Here is a 19,898-nt window from a genome sequence, read left to right as displayed (position 1 = left end):
TGTACAAGGGTCCTGGCCCACGCAGGCGTGGTCTGCCGGAGACGCGATAGTTCCGGGCGCATGATGTCTGCACCAGTTGTCAAAATGTCGCTTGACGACCCCTGGATGACAGTGTATACTTTTTCAAGCCGGCATGTCCGGTGTATTGGTTATGCTCTCTCGCCAGAGACAACGCCTGGAAAAAAACAACGTTGCTGTTTATCGTTCAAAGTCCACAGTGAGGATAAACGGTAATGACACAATCCACAGCAACAAAAGCGCTGCACCAGTGACAGGTGCAAGCGTGCTGTCGGGAAACAACAAAACGATTTCCTTTCCAGGCTCCTTCGAGAGAGTATTTTGATGAAGGGATATGGACGCGAACTCTAGTCATAGTCGTGCGCGGCAGCACCACGATGACTGCGCGCCAGTCACCTCATACGCTGCGGGGGAATGCAGCGCAGGCGGTCGCTTCTAGCGGCTACGCCCCTCTGTAATCACGCGCCCCCGCAGCACGAGGCTGTGGGGGCTTTTTTGAGCGTATCACCTTACGCTCCAGGTCCTCCTGATGTCGGCAGCGTCTCGAGTGCATCAACGGGCATGCCGTTGAAGCCGCACGTTCGGTTGACAATCTGCCAGCAATTCTGTCAACGGAGGACTGCCATGACTGCGCTTTCTCTGCGCGCCATTCCTGCAACCCGGCGCGCATCCGCGCTCTCCTGCGCAACCAGCGGCAGCGGGTCTCCGCTGTTGTTCATTCATGGCTTTGGCGCCAGCGGTGAGGAGTTTCAACCACTCGCTGGCAAACTCGCCAGCCGGTATCAGACGATTGTGCCCGACCTGCGCGGGCATGGGCGGAGCCGCCGGCTGCCGCTTGCCGATAGCATCGAGCGCATGGCAGCCGATGTCAGCGATCTGCTCGACCTGCTCGGAATCAGTCGGACCTTCGTGATCGGTCACGCGGGCGGAGCGGCGATCGCAGCGTACCTCGCTGCCGAACAACCAGCGTGTGTGTGTGGACTCGTGCTGATTTCACCGCCGGTGATACCGCCATCAGAGCGCCGATCACTCGGCACGCGCCTGCGTGATGGTTGGAGCGCCGCTTTCCACCGTCACGCCCATGCGGGCGACCACGATGCTCAGGCATGCCAGCGTCTGCTCCAGAAAACCGATTATCGCACACGATTGCGCTCGATCACAGCGCCTGTGCTGGTGGTCGCCGGGGATCACGATCCGATGCCAACCCTGCGTCAGGCGCGCGAGATTGCGCGGATGCTCGGCAATGGCACACCGGTGATCGTGAGAGGAAGCAGCGCCAACCTGTTGCCCAACCACGCTGATGCATTGATCGAGGTGCTGGCGCCCTGGCTTGAGCAGCAGGAGCGCACCGCATGACCGCCCCGCTCGACCTGGACCTGCTCGAACAGCAGGTGCGCGCCGCCCTCGAACGTGAGGACATCGCAATCCTCCGCGATCTGGTGGCGCGCATCTACCCTCCCGACCTGGCAGACATTATCGAACGCCTCGACGATCAGGATCAACAGCGCGTCTTCAGCCTGCTCGAACTTTCGCAGGCTGCCGATGTGCTCGACGAAGCCAGCATCGACACGGCGCGCGACCTGATCAGCCAGATGCCGGCTGATCAGGCTGCCGACATTTTGAAAGAACTCGACAGCGACGACGCTGCCGCCATTCTCACCGAAGACGTGCCCGAACGGCAACACGAACTGCTGGCAGCGATGGCGCCAGAGGAAGCCGCCGATGTTCGTGAACTGCTGCGTTACCCGCCCCAGAGCGCCGGTCGCCTGATCAACGATCAGTTCGTTGCACTGCGCGAGAGCGACACGGTCGCCGATGCGATGAAGCGCCTGCGCAGCATCGTCCACGATGCCGCTGTCATCGTGTATCTGTACGTCCTGGACAAACGCGACCGCCTGATCGGGACGGTCAGCCTGCGGCGGTTGCTGGTCGAACCTCTCTACCGGCCGGTCATCGAATTGATGCGCCCCTCCCCGATCGCCGTGCGTCCCGAAACCGACCAGGAAGAAGTCGCGCGGATGGTGGCGCGCTACGACCTTGCCGCGTTGCCCGTGGTCGATGAGGAAGGACGGATGCTCGGCGTGGTCACGGTCGATGATGTAATGGACGTGCTGGTGGAAGAAGGCGTAGAGGACGTGTTGAAGTTCGGCGCCGTGGCGCAGGGTCAGGCGGACGAGACCTATTTTACGGTTCCTGTCATGGCATCTGTGCGACGGCGGATTGTCTGGTTGCTGTTCCTCTTTGTCGCCGGCTCGATCACCGCCAATGTGCTGCGCCTGTTCGAGGCGGAATTGGAGCAGGTCGTGGCGCTCTCGTTCTTCATCCCGTTGCTTATTGGCACCGGCGGTAACACGGGCGCACAGACCGTCTCGACGCTCATTCGCGCAATGGCGCTCAACGAAGTGCGCCTGCGCGATGTGTGGCGCGTGCTGGCGCGCGAACTGCTGGTTGGCATCATCCTCGGCTTTCTGCTGGCAATCATCGCATTTGGGCGCGCGTTCCTCGAAGTGCCCATGACATCGCTGGCGATCACCGTGGCGCTCTCGGTGATGGCGATCTGCATTTGGGCAAATATCATCGGCGCGATGGTGCCGATGGCAGCCCGCCGGTTCGGTATCGATCCCGCCCTCATTTCAGCGCCACTGATTACAACGCTGGTCGACGCCAGCGGGCTGGCGATTTACCTCCTGATCGCCAAACTGCTGCTTGGGTTGTGAGACGGGCAGGGCTGAGACCTGCCCCTTCCTTCCATTGCGATTCCTTCACTCTTTTGTGCACAAACAACATCTAAACAGAGATGCAGAGCCGGCATGTCTCTGTTCCAAAAACAGCGGGTTACGTTGCTATGAGCAGGAGTATGCACTATGACGGCACGACTGACCGGCGTTCGCGGTCCGTTGACGGGACACACCTTCACGTTGCCCGATCAACCGCTCACAATTGGGCGCGCAGCAGACAATCATATCGCCATTGTCAGTCCGCGCGCGTCGCGCCATCACGCGCAGATTCGTCGTGAGGGCGCGGCGTTCATCCTCTACGACCTCGGCAGCAGCAACGGTACGCTGGTCAACGGTCAGCGCGTGCAGCGCGCCGTCCTGCAACCTGGCGACCTGATCGACATCGGCGATGAGGTGTTCCGTTTCGAGGCGGCGCCTCAGCAGGATGCGACGGTGCTCAGCCCGCCCGCTGCTTCGTCGCACCCGTATGCCGCCCCACCGCCGGCGTCCCAGCCGCCTCATCCGCCGGTCTCCTACCCGCCGTCGGTTGCGCCTGCGCCATCGGCGACGCCGTATCCGGCGCAACCGGGAATACCGCCCGCTTCCCCGCCGCCACAATCGGCGTATCCGCCGCAAGCGCATATGCCGCCTCAACCCGCCTACCCGCCGCAACCACCAGCAGCATACCCATCGCAACCGCCGCCTGCCGGTTCCATGCCGGGGTACGCGCCGCCGCCGCCGCGCACCAGGAGCGGCGGTCGCTCCTGCCTGCTGGGGATCGTGCTCCTGCTGACGCTGGTGTGTGTGTCTAGCCTGGCAGGCGCCTTTGTCTTCCGCGATCGACTGCGCGGCATTCCGGGACTCGGCAATCTGCCGATCATCGGCGGGAGTATAACGCCAACCATTGCCCGCCCGCCGGTGCAAACCGGCAGCGCCACCGTCGGCAGCGGGCAGGCCGCCGCCATTACCATGCCCAACGGCGGACCGTTGATCGAAGTGCCGCACGGCGCCGTGCCGGCGAACCCTGATGGTACACCCGGCACGTTGACCTTCTCGGTCGCGCCCGCGCCCCAGCAATCGGTCAGCCTGCCGCCGGATATGGCGCTGAGCGGAACGCTCTACCAGTTCCAGCCCGAAGGGGTGACGTTCGCCGTGCCGGTGCGCATTACGCTGCCCATCCCCGCCGGTACCGACCCGGCGCGAGTGATGGGGCTGATCACGCGCGACCCGCAGAGCGGCGCTTGGGTTCCGGTCACCGGCATTGTGGACGCTGCCGCGCGCACCGTCAGCGCCGAGGTGACTCACTTCTCGCCCTATGGCATCTACAGTTACACCGGCAGCGATCTCGAGGCCTGGTATCGCGCCAACGGCGGATGGTTCGTAATCGAAAATCAATCGCTGCGCGGCGATCTGCCTCATCCCGGGTGCCGCAACCTGCCGCACGCGCTGTATGTCAACGTCTGCATTCAACAGACGAATCCAAGCGATCCAGATCTCTCCTACCTGTTGCCCGCCGACAATCTGCTGGCGCTGGGACCACGCAATGACTTCGGCACGCCCTATCGCCCGCTGAAAACGTGGCTGCCCGCCGGCACGTACCGGGTTGTCCACTATGTATTCATGAGCGAGATCAACCCTAGCGATCCAGGGTATGTGCCGTGCTTCGGCTGGTGGGTGAAGCCGCCACAGGTCATCAATCTGCAAGCGGGGCAGACGGTCACGTTCGAGCCGTTCAGCGAGCATGACGGGACCCACATGACCTCGTTCGATCTGAACACCTGCACCGGCACGCCTGCTGTGGGAGGGCCTGCGGTTGGGCAACCCACGCAGCCGCCGATGCAGCCGCCGACGCAGCCCGTCGAGACGCACGGCGCATGCCCGGCGGAGATGAACGGCGAATGGGACGCCACGCTGAAGCTGCGTGAGACGAATAATCCCGAGTGGCAGGATGAGATCGGTAATACGGCAACAGGCGCCTTTGCGTTTCAGATTAATGGCAACAATGCGCAGGTACAGGCCGTCGCCCCAGACGGCCAGCGCAGCAATACTGCCAGTGGCTCATGCACTGTACAAGATGGGCGCTACGTCATCAGTATCCCAGAGTCCGCCACAAGTGTGGCGATGGAGTTCAAACTCCAATTCAATGGCGACAATCGGATGACCGGCGAGGTCACCGCCTCCGAGGGCGGAACATACTCGCTCTCCGACATCGATATGACCCGCCGGAGATGACCGGCGTCTGGGACACAACGATGACGCTGCGTTCGTCGACCAACCCCAACGTTCCGACCGGGGGAACACGACGGGGGGTGTTGACCATGCGCGTCGAGGGCGATTCGGCTGAGGTGCAATGGACGGAGGTCGGCAGAAGCAATCAGGCAGCCAGCGGAACGTGCACAGCCCAGGGTGATCGGTATCAGATCACCCTGAGCCAGCAGGTGGAGACGCTGCTCCCGCCCGGAGCGCCCCTGCCGTCGCCAAATGCGCAGGTACCGCTCGAAGAAGTGTTATTCCCCGTTACCTTTGATCTTCAATTTGAAGGCGGTGATCGACTGACAGGCGCCGTCACGTCGCTGGCCAATACTTACGAATATAAGAGCGATGTTGTGATGTCGCGCCAGTAAGAGATGCCCGTCACCCTGGCCAGCGCACGCAGCGCTGCACCCCCTGCCGCAAGCGCTGCTCCCCGGCTGACGGGCATCTGCGTGTGCGATAGTCTGTCGCATCAGATAGTGGCGGAAGCGTTGACAAACCTGCTATGCTGAAGACAATGTCCAGCATTGTTTTGTTCAGAAAGAGGCTTGCATGACACGCGGCGAGGTATGGGTCGCCCTGTTGCGCGCTGTCCGCACACATCATCTACAACTGCGCCATGGTCTCATCGGTGCGGCACACACCGCCGATGCGTTGGTGACGAGCAGTGTGGCGGGTTTGGGACTGCATCAGGAAATACGGCGCTCTCCCAGGGATTTGCCGGCGCATTGTTCGCCGGACACGACGCAACCCTGACCAGGAGCGGCAGCATGATTATCGCTGCTGGACATGATCTGGAACTGCAAGGCGGCGGCGGCGGCGTGCTCCTGGCAGATACCGTACACATTGCTGATGCAACCATTCCGCTGGTGATTGCGCGTGACCTGAACATCTCCGGGGACACGCGCATCCTGTTGAGCACATCGCAGGCGATAGCGCTTGGGATTGCATGCGGCGCTGCCCTGGCTGTGACCGGCGCTCTCATCCGCCACTGGCAGAACCGTCGCGCTTGAGAAGTGCGGGGAGATTAAGTGTCTTTTTCCGTCATCTCTCGCCATGTTCCGCTTGCCGCTCTTCCAGTAGAATAGTGATGTCAATTTCAGAGGATGGCTCCATATGAGTGTACAGACACGCCCGATAATCGGCGTCGTCGGCGCCCTGTTCGAGCGCGGGAATGCTTCGCATATCAGCGGCATCGGTTACTCCTACCTGACGGCGGTGGAAGCGGCTGGCGGCATTCCTCTCCTGATCCATTTGACCGATGATCAGCAGGTGCTCGACGCACACTATCAGCGGTGCGACGGATTATTATTCTGTGGCGGCGGCGACATTGCGCCTGCCCATTACGGACAGACGCCGCATCCGCTTCTCGGCGCAGTGGAGGAACTGCGCGACCGCGTCGAACTGCACCTGGCGCGCCGCGCCGCTCCTGATCGCAAACCCCTGCTCGGAATCTGTCGTGGCATTCAGTTGCTTAACGTTGCACTTGGCGGTACACTCTACCAGGACATTAACGCCGAACTGCCGGGAACACTCGACCACCGCGAGTCGTCGCGCCGCAATGACCGGGCATACCTGGCGCATCCGCTGAACCTGGAGCGCGACTCGTGGCTGGCAGAGCACCTGGGCGCGACGACGATCATGGTCAACACGCTTCACCATCAGGCAGTGCGCGATGTGGCGCCCGGTTTGCGCGTCGTTGGATACGCGCCCGACGGGGTGATCGAAGCGGTCGAAAGCGCCGGTGATACGTTTATCGTCGGCGTACAGTGCCACCCCGAAGAACTCTGGCAGTCCGCCGAGCCGCGCTGGCAGCGCCTGTTTACCGGCTTCGTTGCGCAGGCAGCATCCATCGCGGGACTAACGACCAGATTGGCGAAGGCAATGCCTTCGCCAATCTGGTCACACTTCAGGCAGCGATGTTTTGGATAAGCATGCAAGTATATCCAAACGATCACTGGTCAGTGTCATTGTGAGCGAAGCAATCCGTCCGCGCGCCAGAAGGCCGCTTCAGACACTGCCGCCTCCAGAACACGTTCGGGGCAGGCGCTGCGTTCGCTGACAGCATCGTCTGCGTGCTTCGCACTGACAGCAGTACAGAGTTCCACGGACAGGATCGAGAAGGTCAACGCCTATGCAGCCGCTGGTCGGTATCATTATGGGATCACTATCGGATTGGGACACCATGCGCCATGCTGCGCAGACGCTGGAAGAATTGGATGTGCCTTTCGAGACGCGCATCGTTTCGGCGCACCGCACCCCCGACCTGCTCTTCGAGTATGCGGCGAGCGCTGAAGAGCGCGGCATCGAAGTCATTATTGCGGGCGCCGGCGGTGCGGCTCACCTGCCCGGCATGGCAGCCGCCAAAACCGTGCTGCCGGTGCTGGGAGTGCCGGTGGAGTCGCACGCCCTGCGCGGTCTGGACTCGCTTCTGTCGATTGTGCAAATGCCGGCCGGCGTTCCGGTCGGAACCCTGGCAATCGGGCGAGCAGGCGCGATCAATGCGGCGCTCCTGGCAGCCGCAATCCTTGGCAACCGGTATCCGCACATTCGCGATGCGCTCCGCCGGTTCCGCGAACAGCAGACTCAACGCGTGCTACAATCCCCTGATCCTCGCGAGCAAAACCAATGAACGACAGAGTGATCGGCATTCTGGGCGGGGGCCAGTTGGGTCGGATGCTGGCGCTTGCCGGTTATCCCCTCGGTCTGCGCTTCCGCTTCCTCGACCCCGCCGGTGATGCGCCGGTGCGCTACCTGGCGGAACAGGTCGTTGCGTCTTACGAAGACCATTTAGCCGTAGCGCAGTTTGGCGACGGATTGATGGTTGCCACCTATGAGTTCGAGAATGTGCCGGTGGCAACGGCGCGCGCGCTCGAGCAGCGCATACCCGTGTATCCGCCGCCGCAGGCACTTGAGGTTGCGCAGGATCGTCTCGTGGAAAAGCGCTTCTTTGCGCAATTGAACATTCCGACTGCACCGTTTGCGCCGGTAGATGATCGCGTGTCGCTCGATGCAGCCATCGAGCGGATTGGGCTGCCCGCCATCCTGAAGACGCGACGCCTTGGCTACGATGGCAAGGGACAGGCGCTGATCGCGAGTCGCGCCGACATCGACAATGCCTGGAGCGTGCTTGGCGGGCAGTCGCTCATTCTCGAAGGGTTCGTTTCGTTCGTGCGTGAACTCTCGATCCTGGCAGTTCGTGGACAGGACGGCGCCGTTGTGTGCTACCCGCTGGTCGAGAACCTGCACCGCAACGGCATTCTGTATCGTTCGATCGCACCCGCGCCCGGGCTTGCCGCCGAGGTGCAACTGCTGGCAGAGACGTATGCGCGCCGGGTGCTCGAAGCGCTCGATTATGTCGGCGTTCTGGCGATTGAGTTGTTTGAAGCGGATGCTGACCGTGCCGGCAGCGCTCGCCTGCTGGCGAATGAAATGGCGCCACGTGTCCACAATTCAGGTCATTGGACGATTGAAGGGGCAGTGACGAGTCAGTTCGAGAATCACCTGCGCGCTATCGTCGGTCTGCCGCTTGGCGACGCCTCGGCACGCGGTTGTGCTGCAATGGTCAACCTCGTCGGCAGCCTGCCCGATGTGACGATGCTGCTGGCGCTGCCTGACACCCATCTGCACCTCTACGACAAGGCGCCGCGGCCAGGGCGCAAACTGGGGCACGTGACCGTCTGCGCCGGAGACGCGACGCGCCTGGCGGAGCGGCTGGCAATGGTCGAGCGCTATATGCCGCTATCCCCCTTCTCGCCCGGCGACTGAAGGCGCGGGCGATGATCTTCCGACACACTCGCCCGGCGGCTAAGAGCCTATCCGAAAAATCGCCGACTGAAGTGCGACCGGGTAGGCGAAGGCATTGCCTTCGCCTAGCCAACGACCTTTTCCGGATAGGCTCTAAAGCCACAGGCTATGGTTGCAAAGCCTGCTTGCACAGGCTGGACCTGGCAATACCGGATTGTTTTCTCAAGAATCATAAGCCCTCGCTCAGGATGCGGAAGTCCCGGAGGGGCTTTGATCTCATACTAAATTGCGGTCAGTCAGACACGATGTTCCAGGGTTCGGTTCGCAAGGCGCAACGGTCAATCTGCACCGGCAGGCATGTCATAGATGCACAAATGCACACCGATCGACAGCCCCAGCGGGGCTTGCACGTGCGGTGCGCGCCGTCGAACCGCGTGCGGTGCGCGCCGTCGAACCACGTGCGGTGCGCGCCGTCGAACCGCGTGCGGTGCGCGGGCTTCAGCCCGCAGCGCCCCGGCATCCCGCTGCGCGCCACGGCAGTAGTATACAGAGGTGACGGTCACCAAGGAGAGCGCTGGAGAGACTGCAAGCGGTACAATGAGGGTAGCGTCAGTGGCGGCTCCCGCCGCAAATGGCGGAGGTGACCATGACCGACCGGTTGCCTTGCGCCGAGCGGCGGAGGTGACGGGCGCCGAGAGGATGTTGGCCACTCACCACTCGTCACTCATCACTCATCACTTTCACACGTTGAGGTTTCAAACACATGCTCACCGCCCTCTTCATCTGGATGATGAACCTGACGCGACGCATCAGCAACCTGTGGCGTCGGCTGCTGCGGCGGCGGGTTGCGTATGTGCGCATTCCGATCAGTGGCGCGCTGCCAGAGTTCGCGCCGGCGCCGCCATGGTGGGCGCAACGCTTCCTTGGGGCGCAGGCGCCGCTGAGCCTGAGCGAGTTGCGCCATCGCTTCGAGTGGCTGGCATCGGACCCGCAGGTGCGTGGTGTGGTGCTCGACATCGGAACCCTGACCTGCGGATGGGCGACGATCCAGAGTCTGGATCAGGAGATCCGCAGGTTCCGCGAGCGCGGCAAACTGGTCGTTGCCCAGATCACAAACCCCGACACAAAGACCTATGTCGCAGCGTGCGCCGCTGATCTTATTGTTGCGCCGCCTGCCGGATTGCTGACCGTGACTGGTCTGTATACCGAAGTGCGTTTCCTCAAAGATGCGCTGGCGAAAGTGGATGTGAGCGCAGAAGTGACGGCAGTTTCGCCGTACAAAACAGCGGGTGATCCGCTGGCGCGCTCAGACATATCGCCGGAGAACCGGGAGCAGATCGAGCGGTTGATCGATCAGCGCTACGCGACCATTGTCGAAACCATCGCACATGCGCGGCGCAAGACGGTCGAGGAGGTGCGTGCGCTTATCGACGCAGCGCCATGGAGCGCCCGGCGCGCGCAGGAAGCCGGGTTGATCAATGCAGTGCTGTACGAGGACGAATTGCCCGCCTTTCTCGCATCACACACTGGCGCGTCTTCGGCAAAGCCGCCAGAGATTGCTGAATGGAGTCAGGCGCGCCGCGCCCTGCGCCTCCCGATGCTGCGGCGCCATCGCCGTCTGGTCGGCGTCGTCGCTGTGGAAGGAACGATCGCACCTGGACCCAGCCGCCAGATTCCGCTGCCGATCCCGCTGATCGGCGGGGAGATCGCCGGGAGCGAGAGTATCGTGCAGGCGTTGCGGCAGGCGGAGCGCAATCCGCGTATTGCCGCTGTAATTCTTTATGTCAATTCGCCCGGTGGCAGCGCCTTCGACTCCGACCTGATCTGGCGCGAAGTACGGCGGCTCGACCGTCGCAAGCCGGTGGTGGCGGTGATGGGGGATGTCGCCGCTTCGGGCGGGTACTACGTCGCCTCTGGCGCGCGCGCCATTCTTGCGCAGCCCGGCGCAATCACCGGCAGTATTGGCGTGCTGATCGTCCGTCTGGTCTTCGACCGGCTTGTCAGGCGCGTCGGCATCAACACCGTCGCCATTGGGCGCGGCGCAAACAGTGGCTTCTTCGCCAGCGATGCGCCCACCGAACAGGAACGACTGGCGATACGCACCCTGATCGACGAAAGTTACACCATCTTCAAACAGCGTGTCATTGAAGGGCGATCCCTGAGCGGGGACACGCTCGAACCGCTGGCAGGCGGGCGTGTCTGGACCGGGAGCGAAGCGCGTGAACGCCGGTTGATCGATGATGTCGGCGGCATGCCGGAGGCGTTGCTGAAGGCGCAGGAACTTGCCGGATTACCACGCGACCGGACGGCGCCGCTGGTTCTGCTCGGCGGCGAACGGGGACGCCTGGCGCCGCAGCCATTCCCCAACGAGCCATCGAAGGCGCTGCTGGATGCGCTGAATCTTCTCCAGCAGCCGCGGGTGTGGGCTGTTCTGCCGTTCAGTGACGAGTGATGGGCGGCGCGTGACCGGGGTTACGCGATCACTTTATGGACGATCCGCATGATGGCTCTTTGTGCCTTCGGCAGAGCGGTGCTTGCCTTCTTTTGCAGTATGGTGCAGTTTTGCCGCCACACCAACCTTGAGATGAGCGACGATTGACGAGCAAAGGAGGCTTCGTGCCTCTGCGCCTTTGTGTGAGCCTCTTTGAAAGGCATCCGTCTCAGGCGACTGCTAAGTTAGCAGTTGCCAGGCAGAGAGTGTGGTACAATTGAGGAAGATCATCTGCATATCAACGACAGTATTCGCAGTCAATGGAGGTTTTTACCGTGTCTCTCGCAAACAAGAGCGCGAGCGGCGCTGTTATCGAAGTCAATGAACGCACGTTTCGCACCGAAGTGCTGGAACGTTCGCGCACTGTTCCGGTTGTGGTCGATTTCTGGGCCCCGTGGTGCGGTCCATGCCGCGTGTTGGGGCCAATCCTGGAAAAACTGGCGGTCGAAGCCAAAGGCGGCTGGATTCTGGCAAAGTTGAATGTGGACGAAAACCCGCGTCTGGCGCAGATGTTCCAGGTGCAGGGCATTCCGGCAGTCAAAGCGTTCCGCGACGGGCGGGTGGTGGACGAGTTCACCGGCGCATTGCCCGAGTCGCAGGTGCGCGCCTGGTTGAAACGGCTCGGTCCGCTTGCGCCGGCATCACCGGCAGACCGGCTGGCGGACGAAGCGGCTGCCCTTGAAGAGCGCGATCCAATTGGCGCAAAAGCGCGCTATGAAAGCGCGCTCAACGTTGACCCCAATCACAGTGCGAGCCTGTTCGGATTGGGGCGGCTGATGCTGGTTGCCGGCGATCCAGCAGGCGCTGAATTGCTGAAGAAAATCCCCACTGAAGCGCCACAGTGGAAGCAGGCGCAGGCATGGCTTACGCTCGCCGATCTGATCGCGGAGGCGGAAGATGCCAATCCGTCGGTGTTGCTCGAGCGAATCGAACAGAACCCGGCAGACCTCGAGGCGCGCTGGTTGCTCGCGGCGCACCAGGTGCGCGGCTGGCGCTATGCCGATGCGATCGAGACGCTCCTGGCGATTGTCATGCGCAATCGCGCATTCCGAAACGACGGCGCGCGCAAAATGTTGCTGGCGCTGTTCACTGCACTCGGCGATCAGCATCCGCTGACGGTGAAAGGGCGGCGTGACCTGGCGAATGTGATGTTTTAGGCATGAGGGATGAGGCATGAGGGATGAGGGGTTAGAGCGATGAGATCAGATCGAATGAAGACAATGAGCCTAACCCTTAACCCATAACCCTTGAACCCTTGAAACCTCAACTTATTTCTCGATTCATGATCGATCTACTAGCAGACGCCTACAACTATTTCCTCGCCAATCAATCCCGTTTCTGGGCTGCAACCACTCAACACCTCTGGATCAGTTCGGCGGCGCTGGCGATCAGCATTGCCGCCGGGCTGCCGCTCGGCATCTGGGCAGCGCATGAGGCGCGCATCGGGCAGTGGGCGATCAACCTGTTTGGCGCTCTCCGCCTGGTGCCAAGTCTCGCAGTGCTGTTTCTGGTGCAACCGTACCTCGGCATCGGTACGACGCCGGCGCTGGTCGCGCTGACGCTCCTGGCAATACCGCCGGTGCTCATTGCCACGTATGCGGGGATGCGCTCGGTCGATAGCGGTGTGCGCGAGGCAGCGCGTGGTATGGGAATGACTGCCGGGCAGATCCTCTGGCGCGTGGAACTGCCGCTGGCGCTGCCGTCGATTGTCGGCGGCGTGCGCACTGCAGCCGTTGAGGTGATTGCGAGTGCGACCCTGGCCGCCTTCATTGGCGGAGGTGGGCTTGGCATCTTTATCACCCGTGGCTATGCTCTGTTCGATACCCGGATCATGCTGGTTGGCGCCATCCCGGTAGCGCTGCTGGCGCTCATGGCAGAGTTGTCGCTGGGATGGATGCAGCGTCGTCTGGCATCCGGGCTGGGTGCCGCAACGTAACGCTTGAATAAAAAGGAGGTTCATGGTGCGATCTATCCGTTTTCTGGTCGCGTTCACCATGCTGGTCGGTCTACTCCTCGCCGCATGCAGTGCGCCCGCCCAAACGACACAACCAACTGCTGCGCCACAACCCGCCCCTGCAAATGCCGCACCGGTTCGCATCGGCTCGAAGAACTTCACCGAAGCCATTCTGGTCGCCGAAATGTACGCCCTGGCGTTAGAGAACGCTGGCATCCGAGTCGAACGCAAGTTCAACCTTGGCGCAACGCCGGTGGCGCACACGGCGCTGGTCAATGGCGAAATCGACCTGTATCCGGAGTATACCTCGACCGGTCTGCTCGAAGTGCTCAAGCAAGCGCCGATCTCCGACGCCAGGGAGATTCTGGAGGCGGTGCGCAAAGGATATGAAGAGCAATTCCAGGTGACGTGGCTCGAACCTTCACCGTTCAACAACACGAATGCACTGGCAATGACCCGGCAGCGCGCCGAGGAATTGGGCATCAGAACGTACTCCGATCTGGTAGCGCGCTCTGGTGAACTGAAACTCGGCGGTCCGCCCGAGTTCCCCGAGCGCGAGGATACCAAAGGGTTGATGGCCGCCTATGGGTTCGACCCGAAGTTCATCGAGGACAACTTCGTGCAACTCGACACCGGTGCGCTGCGCTATGAGGCGCTCACCAGAGGTGACATCGATGTGGTCGTTGCGTTCGGCACCGATGGGCAGATCAATGGCTTGGGGCTAGCGCTGCTGGAGGACGACAAGAACTACTACCCCGTCTATCAGATTGCGCCGGTCATTCGCCAGGACGCGCTGACAGCCAATCCGGCGATCGCCGAGACGCTCAACCGGCTGGCGCCGCTCCTCACGAACGATGTGATGTCCGGGTTGAACTGGCAGGTCGACGGACCGGAAAAGAAGGAGATTGCCGACGTGGCGCGCGCCTTCCTGCAACAGCAGGGGTTCATCAAGTAGACCAATGGCATTCATTATTGCGGATCGATTGATCAAAACGTTTCCTGGCGAAACCCGTCCGGCAGTCGATCAGGTTTCATTCGAAGTCAAACAGGGTGAGTTCGTCGTCTTGCTGGGACCGTCGGGTTGCGGCAAGACGACGCTGCTCAAGATGGTCAACCGGCTCTACGAGCCGACTGATGGCCGGTTGCTGATCGACGGCGTCGATGCGCGGTCGATGTCTGCGACGGAATTGCGCCGCCGTATCGGATACGTGATTCAGCAAACTGGACTGTTTCCCCATCTCACTATCGAACAGAACATTGCAGTCGTGCCGCAGTTGCTGAAGTGGAATCGCAAACGGATCGAGGCGCGGATCGATGAACTGCTCGACCTGGTGGAACTGTCGCGCTCGTACCGCCAACGATACCCGCGCCAGTTATCCGGCGGCGAGCAGCAGCGCGTCGGTCTGGCGCGCGCGCTGGCTGCCGACCCGGCCCTCATGCTAATGGACGAGCCGTTCGGTGCGCTCGATGCTCTTACCCGTGCACGTTTGCAGGACGAGTTGCTGCGCATTCAGCAGCGTCTCCACAAGACCATTCTCTTCGTGACCCACGATGTCGATGAAGCGCTCCGTCTGGCGGATCGGCTGCTGATCATGCGCACAGGGCGCATTGTGCAGTTCGACACACCGCTTGCGGTGCTGGCGGAACCGGCGAACGACTTCGTGCGCGACCTGCTGAGCGCGGATGATGTGCTGCGCCGCCTCAGCCTGTTGACCGTCGCCGACGCGCTGGCGGGCAACGGCGACGGTCAACGCCTTACCGCGAACGATGCGCAAGAGACGTTGCAACCGGGCGATACGCTGCGCGAGGCGCTCATTCGCGTCCTGCGCGCCGGTGGTCAGGCGCTGCCGGTAGTTGCCAACGGGCAAAACGTGGGAGAGATTGCACCGGATACCATTGCGTCTGCGCTGACGCGCACAACCCATGCGCTACCTGATTGAAAATCTGCCGTATGTGTTGAGCCTGGCAGGGCAACACCTGCTGATGTCTGGCGTGAGCCTTGCGATTGCGCTGGCGATTGCGTTGCCGGTTGGTATTGTCTGCGCGCGCGTGGCGCGACTGCGCAGCCTGGTGCTGGGGGTGCTGGGCATCATTTACACCATTCCGAGCCTCTCACTCTTTGTCCTGCTTATTCCGTTCACCGGTCTGGGGCTGCGACCGGCAGTGATTGCCCTGGTCGCGTATGCGCAACTGGTGCTGGTGCGGAACGTGGTTGTAGGGCTGACCGGCATCGACCCGGCGATTGTGGAAGCGGCGCGCGGCATGGGGATGACGGCGCTGCAACGGCTGTGGCGGGTGGAGCTGCCGCTGGCGCTGCCGATCATTCTGGCGGGGGTGCGCGTGGCGACCCTCTCGATCATTGCGATTGGCACAATTGCGGCATTCATCAACGCCGGAGGGCTGGGTCTGTTGTTGTTCGACGGGGTGCGCAGCAGCAACCCGGAAAAGATCATTGCCGGCGCCGTCGCCGTCAGTGCGCTGGCGATCGGGGCGAATGGCGTGTTGTGGATAGTCGAGCAGCGCGCGACGCAGGCGATGCAGGGTGGGTAGGGGTTATGAGAACTGAGAACTGAGAACTGAGAACTGAGAACTGAGAACTGAGAACTGAGAACTGAGAACTGAGAACTGAGAACTGAGAACTGATACTAACGTGCGGTCATTCGTACCATACTGCCGGGGCGCTGCGGGCGAAAGCCCTCGCTGAGGACGCGGCTCGACCCTGCTCGCCGCAGGCAGTTCGACCATGCTCACTGCAGGCGGTTCGACGGCGCGCACCGCACGCGGTTCGGCGGTGCTCACTGCAAGTGAACGCCCCCCTGGGGCTGCTGATCGATGCGCAGTCGTGCGTCCACAACCGCCAACGCGCGTTGTAGAGCGTTGCGCCTTGCGCACCGCGCGTTCGAACATCTTGTCTGACTGACCGCAAGTGAGTATGAGAACTGAGAACCGAGAACTGAGAACCGAGAACTGAGACAGGGGAGAAGAGCGCGATGAGACTTGTAACCACTAAGAGTATGCTGCTTCTCGTCAGCATGGCAATACTTTTCACTGCGATCACGCCTGCATTCAGCGCGCAGGCGCAGGCGAACTCAGCGGTATCTATCGGTCAGATTCAGGCAAATCCCGACGCATTCATTGATCAAGTCGTCACAATACGCGGTACCACCGGCGCTTATGTTGATCGCAACGAGTTTCTATTCGATGACGGAACAGGGCAGATCGTCGTTGATCCGGGCCCGCCGTGGTTCCGCCAGGTCAGCATTGCGAATGGCACACCAGTGACGGTTACCGGGCAAATTGACCGAATGCGCGGAGGCGGTATCGACCTCGACGCCTGCCAGATCACCACGCCAACCGAGACAATCCAAATCCGCAACTGCTCATTCAGCGGACCGCCTCCCTGGGCCGGTGGTCCGAAACGGCGCGGTTCTCGTCCTTAGCACACTCTCCATATGGCGGTAGCATCGCCATTGCTGTTGAGTCGGCACGATACCATGACAGTTCAGTAGTGGAAGTGACGCTGAGTGACGGTAGCCGCGTTGTTGTCGATGTCTTGCAGCGGCGCATTCTTCATGTTCAGGCCTGCACCATTGGGACGGGAACGCGGCATCGAGCGTCAGGAACAGGAACACGCCCAGATTGTCAGCGCAGCGCTTGGGCGGAAATCGTCGATTGGCTTTGATGCTGCGACTGTCATCGCGTCGGAAGCGCCAAAAAAAGAAAATGTGGGTACACGCCGCAAGCGGCGCATTGATGGAACAACCATAAGAACCGCCTGTCATCTGAAGCAGCGAACAGAGGACAGGAGGCGAAGCGGCGCTTTACCCATACCGGCATGCAGATGCTCACAATTGGCGATAGACAGTACAAATTCCATCATATTCAGCCTGGCAATGTGCCACTGGCATACATCGAGCGCGGTCACGGCGCGCCGGTGGTTTTCGTCCACGGCAGCGGACCGACCGACCTGCGCACGTGGGAGCGGCAGATCGAACCATTCGCCGTACACTTTCGCGCCATTGCTTACAGCCAGCGATACCACTACCCCAACCCGACGACCGGCGATCTCGCCGGCATCACCTCGACCCGCACCCATGCGCGCGATCTGGCCGACCTGATCACCGCGCTCGGTCTGGGGCGTGTGCATCTCGTCGGTTTTTCGTTCGGGGCGGATATTGTGCTGCGACTGGCAGTGGATTATCCCGATCTGGTGCGCACCCTCACGATCATCGAACCGCCGCTGCGCTCCTGGCTCGCCACGCTGCCCGGCGGCGCCGAACTCCTGACGCAGCGCGCGGCAGCAATTCTTCCGGCAAAACGCGCCGTGCAGAACGGCAACCTGGAACAGGGCGCGCGGCTTTTTATCGATGGCATGATGGGGCGCGACGTATTCGACGGACTGTCGCCATCTGCCCGCCAGCGCATTCTGGACAATGCGCATCTGATTGGCGTCGAACCAACGGAGATCGACGCAATGAATGCCGAAGACATCACCCGCGACGAGGCGGCGACGATCCGGGCGCCGGCACTCCTGCTCACCGGCGACAAAAGCCCGCCAATGTTCCTGCTCGTCAGCCAGGAACTGGCGCGCTATTTGCCAAATGTCGAACAGGCGCAGATACAGGGTGCTTCCCATCTTCTGCATGTCACGCATTCACAGGAGTACAATGCGATTGTGTTGAGGTTTCTGAAGAAGCTTGAGGGGTTGGGGTAAAGACGTTGCAATGCCGCAGGTGCACCAGCGCGGGCGGGGGCGGCGCCGCCACCAGTGGGCGCGGCAGCGCCGCGCCGGCCCGCGTTCAACGTTCAACGCCCACCTTTGCACCTGCAACCTGCAACCCCGTACCTCTTGCCTCGCGCCTACCTGACGGTATACACCACGAACTCCCCCGCATCTATGCGTCTGGCGTGGCGATCGAGGTATGCCCGAACATCAGGGGAAGCGAGGGTATCATCATGCGCTGGCAAGACGACGTACCGGATCGGATGCTGAGCCAGGTAGCGCGCGAAATGATCGGCGTTTTCCATGATATTGCGTTGAAAGGTTTCATCGAGTTCAAACCAGGTTGCCGGCTGGCGTGCATAGAGGATCGTGTGCCAGTACGCCTCAGTCAGCACATAGCCGCGCGGCTGTTCACGCAAGACCTGCCAGACCGGCTCGTACCTGCGGATGCGCGCCCCTTCGACCGCGTAGTATCCGATGGTCACCAGATTGATCACCGTAAAGAGCGTGATCAGATAGAATGCCACGCGGCGCTTCCACGAGAGCGGCAGGCGAGTAATACCGGCTGCAACCAGTAGCGCCAGCGGCGGCAGCGCCGGAATAAGGACGCGCGGACTGTTGCCAGAACCGGGAGTCGCGGCATACACCAGCAGCACAATAATGCCCAGCCCCAGCCATGCCAGCAACATCGTCAGCACATCGGAAGGGAAACTGCGGCTGCGCACACCGACCACTGCAAGAGCGCCGATAACCGCCAGGGTCAGCAGTGCGCCGTACCACGGGATGTAAAAGAGCAACTCGAGCATCTGCGACGCAACCACGCTGAACTGCTGAAGCGACACTCCACCCGTCGGCGCGCGCTCACCCTGCCCCAGGTAATGAAACCACACCCACGGCGATGCGATCATCGCCGGACCGACGAGCGCGGCAAATGTGTGCAACCACGTCCCTCGCGAAACAGGCTCGCGCCGTTTCCACTGCGCTACAAACGACCATGCAGCGGCAATGCCGACCGTGCCAAAGTAGAGCGCGAGCAGGTCGAGTTTCATCAGCGTCGCCAGCCCGCCAAGGATGATGGTTGCAACCGTGTGCTGCCGGACATACGCCAGCAGCGCGGCTGTCAGCGCCAGCGCCGAAAGCGCCTCACTATAGGCGACGGTCGCGTAGTCGCGGAAGAGGGGGAAGCACGCGAGAAACGCGGCGGCAATCAGCGCCTCGCGCCGTGTCAGCCAGAGGCGCGCCAGCCAGTACGTGAGTAAGACGACTCCGGCGCCAGCCAGCGGGACAACCAGGTGTAGCGCGGTGTACGAATGGGTTGCGAACCAGACCAGCGCAAAGATCAGCGGCGGAAGCGGACCCCACCAGCGGTGCAGCCCTCCCTGCGGGAAACGGTAGAGCGCCCGCGGTGCGAGCGACGGCGGTTCGGGAGGGAAACCCTTGATGCACTCATAGGTGTCGGGAGCGCCAAACAGAAATGCCGGGTTCTCGACGATCAGTATCCCCCAGTGCATATTGCGCGGCGCATCGCCGTACTGCGAACCGGTGAGCGCCTGCACCAGCGCGAATTGCCCCGCCAGCAGCGTCAGAATGACAGCGTGCGAGCCGATTATGGCGCGAATGCGAACATTCCAGGATCGGCGAACCGTGTTTGATGGGGGAGAGATGGAATGGTTCATGATCGTTCACCGCTCAGAGAGGTTTTTGAACCACAGAGACACAGAGGACACAAAGCTAAAAAACCATTTTAACGCTTCTTATGAGGATTTGCACAAAATATGACAACTGTCATTTGACCATTGGGATAGATTTCTCGTATAATCTCCAGAGAAAATCTACGTAAATCTATATAAAGTTGGTAAAATGACTGAGGATATGCAGGGGCTTTCGCCAGCCCGTAATACAAAAATTGGCTTTTTCCACCTTGGCTCAGGCATGGCAGATGTTTTGACGAGCGGGGTTTGGAATCGGATTATGATTAGCGATTTGGGCGTGAGT

The 19,898-nt window shown here is 61.5% G+C and carries 17 protein-coding genes and 1 pseudogene; 17 read left to right on the top strand and 1 reads right to left on the bottom strand.

The features are described 5' to 3' along the window. Positions 1-642: 642 nt before the first annotated feature. The 17 genes and pseudogenes from AC3EA7_RS16970 to AC3EA7_RS16890 all read left to right on the top strand — a co-directional run bounded on the left by AC3EA7_RS16970 (position 643) and on the right by AC3EA7_RS16890 (position 17,894). Positions 643-1,374: an alpha/beta fold hydrolase gene (locus AC3EA7_RS16970; RefSeq protein ID WP_488615258.1), complete on the top strand. Its 732-nt coding sequence runs from the start codon at positions 643-645 to the stop codon at positions 1,372-1,374. Further along, positions 1,371-2,735, top strand: coding sequence for a magnesium transporter (gene mgtE, locus AC3EA7_RS16965; RefSeq protein ID WP_488615257.1), 1,365 nt, complete (start codon positions 1,371-1,373; stop codon positions 2,733-2,735). The genes AC3EA7_RS16970 and mgtE overlap by 4 nt, the downstream gene beginning before the upstream one ends. A 147-nt stretch (positions 2,736-2,882) precedes the next feature. Continuing rightward, a pseudogene (locus tag AC3EA7_RS16960) lies at positions 2,883-3,107 on the top strand (FHA domain-containing protein); the annotation flags it as partial. 1,856 nt (positions 3,108-4,963) lie between these two features. Continuing rightward, entirely contained in the window at positions 4,964-5,359 is a 396-nt protein-coding gene (locus AC3EA7_RS16955; RefSeq protein WP_488615256.1) for a hypothetical protein, read from the top strand. A 181-nt stretch (positions 5,360-5,540) separates the two neighbouring features. Further along, complete coding sequence (locus AC3EA7_RS16950; RefSeq protein WP_488615255.1) at positions 5,541-5,744, top strand: hypothetical protein; 204 nt, start codon at positions 5,541-5,543, stop codon at positions 5,742-5,744. Positions 5,745-5,758: 14 nt separating this feature from the next. Further along, a complete protein-coding gene (locus AC3EA7_RS16945) occupies positions 5,759-6,001 on the top strand; it encodes a hypothetical protein (protein WP_488615254.1) in 243 nt (80 codons plus the stop codon). A gap of 103 nt (positions 6,002-6,104) precedes the next feature. Further along, on the top strand, positions 6,105-6,920 hold the full coding sequence (locus AC3EA7_RS16940) for a gamma-glutamyl-gamma-aminobutyrate hydrolase family protein (RefSeq protein ID WP_488615253.1): 816 nt from the start codon (positions 6,105-6,107) through the stop codon (positions 6,918-6,920). 202 nt (positions 6,921-7,122) lie between these two features. Beyond that, positions 7,123-7,620 (top strand): 5-(carboxyamino)imidazole ribonucleotide mutase, encoded by a 498-nt coding sequence (gene purE, locus AC3EA7_RS16935; RefSeq protein WP_488615252.1) that lies wholly within the window; start codon positions 7,123-7,125, stop codon positions 7,618-7,620. Continuing rightward, positions 7,617-8,756, top strand: a complete 1,140-nt coding sequence (locus tag AC3EA7_RS16930) for a 5-(carboxyamino)imidazole ribonucleotide synthase (RefSeq protein WP_488615251.1) — start codon at positions 7,617-7,619, stop codon at positions 8,754-8,756. The genes purE and AC3EA7_RS16930 overlap by 4 nt, the downstream gene beginning before the upstream one ends. 742 nt (positions 8,757-9,498) lie before the next feature. Beyond that, a complete protein-coding gene (sppA, locus tag AC3EA7_RS16925) occupies positions 9,499-11,187 on the top strand; it encodes a signal peptide peptidase SppA (RefSeq protein WP_488615250.1) in 1,689 nt (562 codons plus the stop codon). Positions 11,188-11,501: 314 nt separating this feature from the next. Next, positions 11,502-12,383 (top strand): tetratricopeptide repeat protein, encoded by an 882-nt coding sequence (locus AC3EA7_RS16920; RefSeq protein WP_488615249.1) that lies wholly within the window; start codon positions 11,502-11,504, stop codon positions 12,381-12,383. A 125-nt stretch (positions 12,384-12,508) separates the two neighbouring features. After that, positions 12,509-13,162 carry an ABC transporter permease gene (locus AC3EA7_RS16915; protein WP_488615248.1) on the top strand — a complete coding sequence of 218 codons (654 nt, stop codon included), beginning with the start codon at positions 12,509-12,511 and terminating at the stop codon, positions 13,160-13,162. Between the two features lie 22 nt (positions 13,163-13,184). Continuing rightward, complete coding sequence (locus AC3EA7_RS16910; protein ID WP_488615247.1) at positions 13,185-14,135, top strand: glycine betaine ABC transporter substrate-binding protein; 951 nt, start codon at positions 13,185-13,187, stop codon at positions 14,133-14,135. Between the two features lie 4 nt (positions 14,136-14,139). Continuing rightward, positions 14,140-15,120, top strand: a complete 981-nt coding sequence (locus AC3EA7_RS16905) for an ABC transporter ATP-binding protein (protein WP_488615246.1) — start codon at positions 14,140-14,142, stop codon at positions 15,118-15,120. Beyond that, positions 15,104-15,730, top strand: a complete 627-nt coding sequence (locus AC3EA7_RS16900; RefSeq protein WP_488615245.1) for an ABC transporter permease — start codon at positions 15,104-15,106, stop codon at positions 15,728-15,730. The genes AC3EA7_RS16905 and AC3EA7_RS16900 overlap by 17 nt, the downstream gene beginning before the upstream one ends. Before the next feature lie 440 nt (positions 15,731-16,170). Continuing rightward, the gene (locus tag AC3EA7_RS16895) at positions 16,171-16,620 is read left to right on the top strand and encodes a NirD/YgiW/YdeI family stress tolerance protein (protein ID WP_488615244.1); all 450 of its coding nucleotides are present in this window, start codon (positions 16,171-16,173) and stop codon (positions 16,618-16,620) included. Between the two features lie 395 nt (positions 16,621-17,015). After that, positions 17,016-17,894: an alpha/beta fold hydrolase gene (locus AC3EA7_RS16890; protein ID WP_488615243.1), complete on the top strand. Its 879-nt coding sequence runs from the start codon at positions 17,016-17,018 to the stop codon at positions 17,892-17,894. A 146-nt stretch (positions 17,895-18,040) separates the two neighbouring features. Here AC3EA7_RS16890 and AC3EA7_RS16885 read toward each other — a convergent pair whose 3' ends face one another. Continuing rightward, positions 18,041-19,579: an ArnT family glycosyltransferase gene (locus AC3EA7_RS16885; protein ID WP_488615242.1), complete on the bottom strand. Its 1,539-nt coding sequence runs from the start codon at positions 19,577-19,579 to the stop codon at positions 18,041-18,043. Between the last annotated feature and the right edge of the window lie 319 nt (positions 19,580-19,898).

This window comes from Roseiflexus sp. (assembly GCF_057785375.1).
This window is presented reverse-complemented; position numbering and strand designations above follow the sequence as displayed.